This window comes from Longimicrobium sp., assembly GCF_036280135.1.
Taxonomy (GTDB): Bacteria; Gemmatimonadota; Gemmatimonadetes; order Longimicrobiales; family Longimicrobiaceae; genus Longimicrobium.
On sequence record NZ_DASURI010000379.1, the window covers coordinates 1 to 7,859 of the forward strand.

7 protein-coding genes are annotated in these 7,859 nt (G+C 70.5%); all 7 read left to right on the forward strand.

Translation table 11 applies throughout. The features are described 5' to 3' along the window. A partial coding sequence (aroA, locus tag VFZ20_RS11875) for a 3-phosphoshikimate 1-carboxyvinyltransferase (RefSeq protein ID WP_329684095.1) occupies window positions 1-1,337 on the forward strand: 1,337 nt, incomplete at its 5' end. Window positions 1,338-1,784: 447 nt separating this feature from the next. Continuing rightward, window positions 1,785-2,504, forward strand: a complete 720-nt coding sequence (gene cmk, locus VFZ20_RS11880) for a (d)CMP kinase (protein WP_329684096.1) — start codon at window positions 1,785-1,787, stop codon at window positions 2,502-2,504. Between the two features lie 108 nt (window positions 2,505-2,612). Further along, complete coding sequence (locus VFZ20_RS11885) at window positions 2,613-4,511, forward strand: 30S ribosomal protein S1 (RefSeq protein WP_329684097.1); 1,899 nt, start codon at window positions 2,613-2,615, stop codon at window positions 4,509-4,511. A gap of 207 nt (window positions 4,512-4,718) precedes the next feature. After that, a complete protein-coding gene (locus VFZ20_RS11890; RefSeq protein WP_329684098.1) occupies window positions 4,719-5,150 on the forward strand; it encodes an energy transducer TonB in 432 nt (143 codons plus the stop codon). A 157-nt stretch (window positions 5,151-5,307) separates the two neighbouring features. Continuing rightward, window positions 5,308-6,063 (forward strand): energy transducer TonB, encoded by a 756-nt coding sequence (locus tag VFZ20_RS11895; protein WP_329684099.1) that lies wholly within the window; start codon window positions 5,308-5,310, stop codon window positions 6,061-6,063. A 386-nt stretch (window positions 6,064-6,449) separates the two neighbouring features. After that, a complete protein-coding gene (locus VFZ20_RS11900) occupies window positions 6,450-7,274 on the forward strand; it encodes an energy transducer TonB (protein ID WP_329684100.1) in 825 nt (274 codons plus the stop codon). A gap of 216 nt (window positions 7,275-7,490) precedes the next feature. After that, a partial coding sequence (locus VFZ20_RS11905) for a carboxyl transferase domain-containing protein (RefSeq protein ID WP_414682935.1) occupies window positions 7,491-7,859 on the forward strand: 369 nt, incomplete at its 3' end.

The following is a 7,859-nucleotide window of genomic DNA, read 5'->3' on the forward strand; positions in this document are numbered from 1 at the left end:
GGGCGCCGACCCTGGAGCCACCCATCCGCATCCGCCTGATGCCCACGCACCTGCACGTCCGCGGCGACGTTGCCGTCCCCGGCGACAAGTCCCTCACGCACCGCGCGCTCATGTTCAGCGCCGTGGCGGACGGCGAGAGCCGCCTGCGCGGCCTGCTGCCGGGCGCGGACTGCCGCAGCACGGCGTCCGTCCTCCGTGCGCTGGGGTGTGACGTGCCGGACCTGCCGGCGGACGGGTCGGAGATCGTCGTGGCGGGGCGGGGGATCGCCTCGTGGACGGCGCCGGCGGCGTGGCTGGACTGCGGCAACAGCGGCACGACGGCGCGGCTCATGATGGGCCTGCTGGCGTCACGTCCCTTCGCGTCCACCCTCACGGGCGACGACTCGCTGCGGGGACGGCCCATGCGGCGCATCACGGAGCCGCTGGCGCGGATGGGCGCGCGCTTTCGCGAGGCCGGCGCGGTGGACCGCCTGCCCATCGAGGTGATCGGCGGGCCGCTGCACGGCATCGACTACGCGTCGCCCAAGGCCAGCGCGCAGATCAAGAGCGCCGTGCTGCTGGCGGGCCTGGGCGCGGGCGTGCCCGTCTCCGTCACGGAGCCCATGCTGTCCCGCGACCACACGGAGCGCATCCTGGGCGCGCTGGGCGAGCCGGTGGAGACGGCGGACGCGGACGGCGGCGTACGCATCCGCCTGGATCCCAGCGGCCGGGCGCTGCCCCCGCTGGACCTGGAGGTGCCCGGCGACCCGTCGTCCGCCGCGTTCCTCGTGGCCCTGGCGCTGATGGCGGACGACGGCGAGCTGCGCATCCGCAACGTCTGCGTGAACCCCACGCGCATCGGGTTCCTGCGGCTGGTGGAGCGGATGGGCGCGCGGATCGCGATGGAGGACGCGCGCACGGCCGGCGGCGAGCCCGTGGCGGACCTCGTCGTCCGTCCCGCGCCGCTGCGGGGGATCGACGTCGGCGGGGCGGACGTGCCGGACGCCATCGACGAGATCCCCATGCTGGCCGTGCTGGCCGCCCGGGCGGAGGGGGAGACGCGCATCACGGGCGCGGGCGAGCTGCGGGTGAAGGAGACGGACCGCGTCTCTGCCGTCGTCGGCAACCTGCGGCGGCTGGGGGTGGATGCGGAGGAGCTGGAGGACGGGATGCTCGTGCGCGGCACGGAGGGTCCGCTGGCCGGCCGTGTGCAGACGTTCGACGACCACCGCATCGCCATGGCGTTCGGCGTGCTGGGCGCGCAGCCGGGCAACGCGATCGAGATCGATCACCCGGAGTGCGTGGACGTGAGCTTTCCGGGGTTCTGGGAGCTGCTGGAAAGGATTACGCGGGGCTGATTTCCCGTCGCTGCGCGACGGAGGGCCCTCTCCCCCGACCGCCTTTTTGCTCGTTCCTCGCAACGGCGGTCGACCCCTCCCCCAACTTCGGGGGAGGGGTTGGCGAGAGGGCGAGTTCGTGCACTGAGACTGCTCCACGCCGAATGCAGTTCTCCCCCTCCCCCTCCCCCGCGAAGCGGGGGCAGGGGGCCGGGGGAGGGGGCCCTCCGCGGGCGAGACACACTCGGCAAACGTGCACGATGCCGGCGCCCCCGGGCAGTTCAACCTCCCCCCAGGGGTTTTGGGGGAGGTGCGGGCCTGGGCGAGCGGAGGGGCATCGCGGAGCTCGCCTCCACGCACGATATACGGTATTCTCGCGATTGACTTCCGCATCGAGCCTGACCGCGGTTCGGCTCGTCGCCGGACTCGAGTTCAACCTGACGTCGATTTCTCTCAGCATCCCATCGCATGAGCGACACCAAGCGGCCGGACGGGATCATCATCGCGCTGGACGGGCCGGCGGGGTCGGGCAAGAGCAGCACGGCCAAGGCCGTCGCCCGCTGCCTGGGCTACCGCCACCTGGACTCCGGCGCGTTCTACCGCGCCATCACCTATGCGGCCCTGCACGCCGGCATCCAGCCGGATGGCTGGGCCCAGCTCACGCACGACGAGCTGGACCGCATGGACGTGCACGGCAAGCCCGGCGAGACGGGCTACACCATGACGGTGGCCGGCGAGGACGTGAGCCTCCAGATCCGCACGCCCGAGGTGAATGCCCACGTGTCGCGGATGGCCGCCGTGCCCGCCGTGCGCGAGTGGCTCATGGACGCCCTGCGCGAGAGCGGCGCCCGCGGCGGCCTGGTGGCGGACGGCCGCGACATCGGCACCGTCGTCTTCCCCGACGCCGAGCTCAAGGCGTACCTCATCGCCGACGCCGAAGAGCGCGCCCGGCGGCGGCTGCTGGAGATGGGCGTGACGGGGCTCTCCGCCGAGGACGTGCGCGCCGAGGCCGCGCGGCTGCAGGGCCGCGACGCCCTGGACAGCGGCCGCGAAACGGCCCCCCTGCGCCAGGCCGACGACGCCGTGGTCATCGACACCACCTCGCTCACCTTCGACGAGCAGGTGGAGCGCATCGTGGCCCTTGCGCGGGAGCGCGGAGGGGTTGACCGGAGTGAAGAAATTCCGTAAGTTTCTCTGTTTACCCGGGCTTACGACGCCCCAGGACCATTCACCCCAGCCCACCGCCCTTTCCGCACGCGGAAACGGCGGCTGAGTTACAAGGAGATCCCCCTCCCAATGGCAGACCGTACCGACGAGCAGTTCTCGCAGGACAGCGAGGGCGGCGTGGCCGTTGCCGAGAAGCCCCGCAGCATCGGCAGCGACCTTACCATCGAGCAGATCGCGGAGCGCGCGCGCTCCCTGGGCATCCGCGCGGACCTCTACGACGAGGACGAGTACACGTCCGAAGAGTACGAGGCCATGCTGGACATGTACGAGCCCACCCTCAGCAACATCGAGGAGGGTGAGATCGTTAAGGCCAAGGTTCTTCGCATCACCGACAAGGCGGTGATCCTGGACCTGGGCTTCAAGAGCGAAGGCGCGGTTACCCGCGACGAGTTCAAGGACCCCGATTCGCTGCAGATCGGCGACGAGGTCGAAGTCTTCCTGGAGAACCTCGAGGACGAGGACGGCGTCGTCGTCCTGTCCAAGAAGAAGGCCGACTTCCTGCGCGTCTGGGAGCAGATCCGCGTGGCGTACGAGGCCGGCGACCCGGTGCAGGGCACCCTTACCCGCAAGATCAAGGGCGGCGTGACGGTGGACCTGATGGGCGTGGACGCGTTCCTGCCGGGCTCGCAGATCGCCCTGCGCCGCGTCCCGAACATCGAGGACCTGATCGGCGAGACGTACGAGTTCAAGATCATCAAGCTCAACAAGCGCCGCCGCAACATCGTCGTGTCGCGCCGCGTGCTTCTCGAGGCCGATCGCGAGATCAAGCGCGACAAGCTCAAGAAGGAGCTCGAGGTCGGCCAGCAGCGCGTGGGCGTGGTCAAGAACATCACCGACTTCGGTGCGTTCATCGACCTGGGCGGCATGGACGGCCTGCTGCACATCACCGACATGTCGTGGGGCCGCGTTGGCCACCCCTCCGAGGTCGTGGCCATCGGCGACGAGCTGGAGGTCAAGGTCCTGGACATCGACTGGGAGCGCGAGCGCCTGTCGCTGGGCCTGAAGCAGCTCCAGGAGTACCCCTGGAAGGACGTGGAGAAGAAGTACCCGGTGGGCGCCCGCGTCCGCGGCCGGGTGGTCTCCATCACCAACTACGGCGCCTTCGTGGAGCTGGAGAAGGGCGTCGAGGGCCTGGTGCACATCAGCGAGATGAGCTGGACGCGCAACGTCCGGCACCCGTCCAAGATCGTGTCGCTCGGCGATGAGATCGAGGCCGTGATCCTGAAGGTGGATCCGGAGGGCGAAAAGATCTCGCTGGGCATGAAGCAGATCGAGGAGGACCCGTGGCACGCGCTGCCGGCCAAGTACCCGGTGGGCACGCGCCTGAGCGGCAAGGTCCGCAACCTCACGAGCTTTGGCGCCTTCGTGGAGATCGAGCCGGGCATCGACGGCCTGGTGCACATCTCCGACATGAGCTGGACCAAGCGCATCCAGCACCCGTCCGAGGTCGTCAAGAAGGGTGACGACGTCGACGTGGTGATCCTGGGCGTGGACGCCGAGAACAAGCGCATCTCGCTGGGCCTCAAGCAGACCCAGGACGACCCGTGGGGCGACATCGCCACGCAGTACCACGTGGGCCAGGAGATCGCGGGCCCCATCACCCGCCTGCAGGACAAGGGCGTGGCGGTGGACCTGGGCAACGACGTGGAGGGCTTTGTCCCCGTGTCGCAGATCGGCGTGACGGGCCTGCAGAACCCGGCCGACGTGTTCGGCGAGGGCGACGTGCTCGACATGCGCATCACCGAGGTGGACGCGGGCAACCACCGCATCGTGCTCGAGGTGGTGCGGGTGCCCAAGTTCGAGGGCGGCGAGCCGCAGTTCCAGCAGCTCGCGACCCCGGCCCCCGCGGCCGAGGCGGGCGACGAGCAGGCCACGGACGAGGTCGAGTCCACGGTCAACTCGCAGGTCACGGACGCCGTGGCCGACGAGGCCCCGGCCGCCGACGAGGCGGGCGAGGAGCAGGCGTAAGCCTCTCTCTCCCTTCCGGGATCGAACAAGAAAGGGCGCGGAGCTTTGGCTCCGCGCCCTTCTTGCTTTCGCTCGTTGCGCACTGTGGTCGGTTGCCTCCGTGCGCGGGCTGCTCTCCGCCTCCTGCCGCTGCAACTTCTCGCGATTCGCGCCGTATTGTGGCACGGGTTCCCAGGTGCCGTTCCCCACAGCCCGGAGCGCCGTTCGATGAAGCGAGTGCTGATTGCCGCCCTCCTGCTGTCCGCGCCCACGTTGCGCGCCCAGACGCCGGCGCCGGCCGCGTCGGGCGACGTGGCCCGCGCTGCGGCCGCGAGCGCGGAGAAGCCGCGTACGTACGACCTCACGGAGGTGGACGTGCGGCCGGTGCCGCTGAACATGGAGGCGTTCGCGGCGGCGCTGCGCCACCTGTACCCGCCGGAGCTGCGGGACGCGCGGGTGCAGGGTACGGTGTACGTGCAGATGGTGGTAACCGAGCAGGGGCGCGTGGAGGAGGTGGAGATCATTCGCACCGCCGACTCGCGCCTGAACGCGGCAAGCCTGAAGGTGATCGACTCCCTCCGCTTTCAGCCGGGACGGGTCGGCGGGCAGGCTGTGCGCACGCGGCTCACGCTGCCCATCCAGTGGAGCGTGAGCGACTGAGCGGCAGCATTCGTCGCCCGGGCGTCGGCCGGCCCCCTCCGGATCGATGCTCCGGCCCTGGGCTCCGCGCCCTTTTCTTTTTGCGTGGACCGAATACGTTTGTACTGGACGGGCGCGTTCCGCCCGTCGTGCCGTTCACCGCCACGGGACGCTCCTCATGCGCCGCACCCTGATCGCACTCGCCCTGTTTGTGCCCGCCGCGTTGCGGGCGCAGGAACCCTCCGGCGTGTACGCCCTTTCGCAGGTGGAGACGCCGCCCCGGCCCGAGAACGTCCAGGCGTTCGTTTCGGCGCTGAACGCTGCCTATCCCGCGGACAAGCACGCCGCGGGGCAGGGGGCCACGGTGCAGGTGGCCCTCGTGGTGGGCGCCGACGGCGTGCCGCGCGACGCGCGCGTCACCACCTCCACGGACGCGGCGTTCGACTCCGTGACCCTGGCCTCCGTGGCGGAGCTGCGGTTTACCCCCGCGACGGTGGAGGGCCGCGCCGTGCCCGTGCAGCTGGAGCTGCCCATCCAGTGGCGACCGGCGGCTCCCGCGGCGGATCCGGGTCCATCCACCGGGACGGACCACGCGCGGACGGGCAAGCGCTCCAACGGCGTGGGCGGGTGGGAGCTGAGCGACGTGGACGTGGTTCCCCGGCCGCGCAACATCTCCGTCCTGCAGCGGGCGCTCACCGAGTACTATCCCCGCGAGCTGCGCGACGCGGGTGTCGAGGGCACCGTCCAGGTCCGCTTTCGGGTGGACGCACAGGGCATCCCGCGCGACTTCATCGTCACCACCACGACGGAGCCGGGCTTCAACGCGGCCACTCTGCAGGCCGTTTCGCAGCTGCGCTTTACGCCGGGGCAAAAGGACGGGCAGGCGGTGGACGTGTGGGTGGAGCTGCCCATCGCGTGGAGCATCGTGCGCTGAGCGGGTGACGATCCGTTGACGTCTCGGCCGGATGAAGAAGGCGTGGAGCTCGGGCTCCGCGCCTTCTTCGCACGGGTCAGCGGAGTCGACGGTACGCGGAATCGACGGTACAACGCGTTCCGCCGCTTCGATCCGATCGACGGGGCCGGCAGGGCCCTCGATGCGCGTCGCGGGTGTCGTCGGCATCGGCAGGCGCGCGTTGTCCTGGGTCGCGGATGAACACTATGTTTTCCTCCGCCGGGCCGTCGTTCCGCCGAATCCCCGCATCCAATCCGATCGTACCCGTCGGCACGAAACCGGTCCGTGTGTGCGATCGATCACCCCGCCGATCCTGCCGACCTCGCGATTTCCCCATTTTGACGATCCACCGAATTACGATCCTGGTGATGAAACGCATTTCCGCCGCGCTCGTCCTGCTGTGCTCCCTGGCCGCGCCCGCGCGGGCGCAGGAGCCCGCCGCCGATTCCGCGCGCGTCTACGAGCTCGCGGAGGTGGAGCAGCGGCCCCGGCCCGCCAACCTCGGGGCGCTGCGCGACGCCCTCGCCGCCAACTATCCCGCCGAGCAGCTGCACGCCCGGACTGCCGGCACGGTGCTGGTGTCGTTCGTCGTGGAGCCGGACGGGACCCTGCGCGACCCCCGCGTGCTCACGTCTACCGACCCGGCGTTCGACGCCCCCACCGTCGCGGCCGTCCAGGGGCTGCGGTTCGAGCCCGCGCGGCTGGCGGACCGCGCCGTGCCCGTGCGCGCGCAGCTCAACATCCAGTGGCAGCCCCCGGTGTCCACCGAGGAGCAGGGCACCGTCGCCCGCGCGGGCGTGACGGACGAGGGCGAGCGCGTCTACACCATGAACCAGGTGGTGGCACAGGCGCGCGTGTATGAGATGCGCGAGGTGGAGGTGATGCCGCGGCCCCTCAACATGTCGTCGTTCCGGCGCGCGCTGGAGCGCGCTTACCCCGCGCACCTGCGTGGCAGCCGCACCCGGGGAACCGTGCTCGTGCGCATGCGGGTGAACACGGAAGGCGTCGTGACGGTCCCTCACATCGTCGCGAGCACCCATCCGGAATTCAACCAGCCCACGCTGGAGAACGTCGTCCTGCTGCGGTTCCGGCCCGCGCGCGTGGACGGAAAGCCGGTGAACGCGTGGGTGGAGCTGCCCATCGAGTGGTCGATCAGCGAGCCGGCCCAGCCGGAGACGATGCGGATGCCCTGACGGGCGCGCGTCGCGGCGAAGCAGTGACGAGGAGGGCGGCGCACGCGAGCGCCGCCCTCCGTGCGTCAGGCGTGGACGTGGTCCACGGGACGGGCGAGGCCCTCCTCATCGCCCGTCGTCGCCGCAGACCCGTGCGGGCCGGGCGGCGGCGTGGTAGATTGCCGCCCTTTCCGGGAGACCCTTCACACGCAGAGCCACGGACGACACGCGATGTCGATGCGGGAGAAGCTGGAGCAGCTGGAGGAGCTTCGCCGGCAGGCGGAGCAGGGCGGCGGTGAAAAGCGCATCAAGGCGCAGCACGAGCGCGGCAAGCTCACCGCCCGCGAGCGGCTGGACGTGCTGCTGGACGAGGGCTCGTTCGTGGAGCTGGACCGCTTTGTCGTGCACCGCGCCACGGGCTTTGGCCTGGAGAACGAGCGCTACCTGGGCGACGGCGTGGTGACGGGCTACGGCACCGTGCACGGCCGCCTGGTCTACGTGTTCAGCCAGGACTTCACCGTCTTCGGCGGCTCACTCTCGGAGGCCCACGCCGAGAAGATCGTGAAGATCATGGATCTCGCGCTCAAGAACGGCGCGCCCGTGATC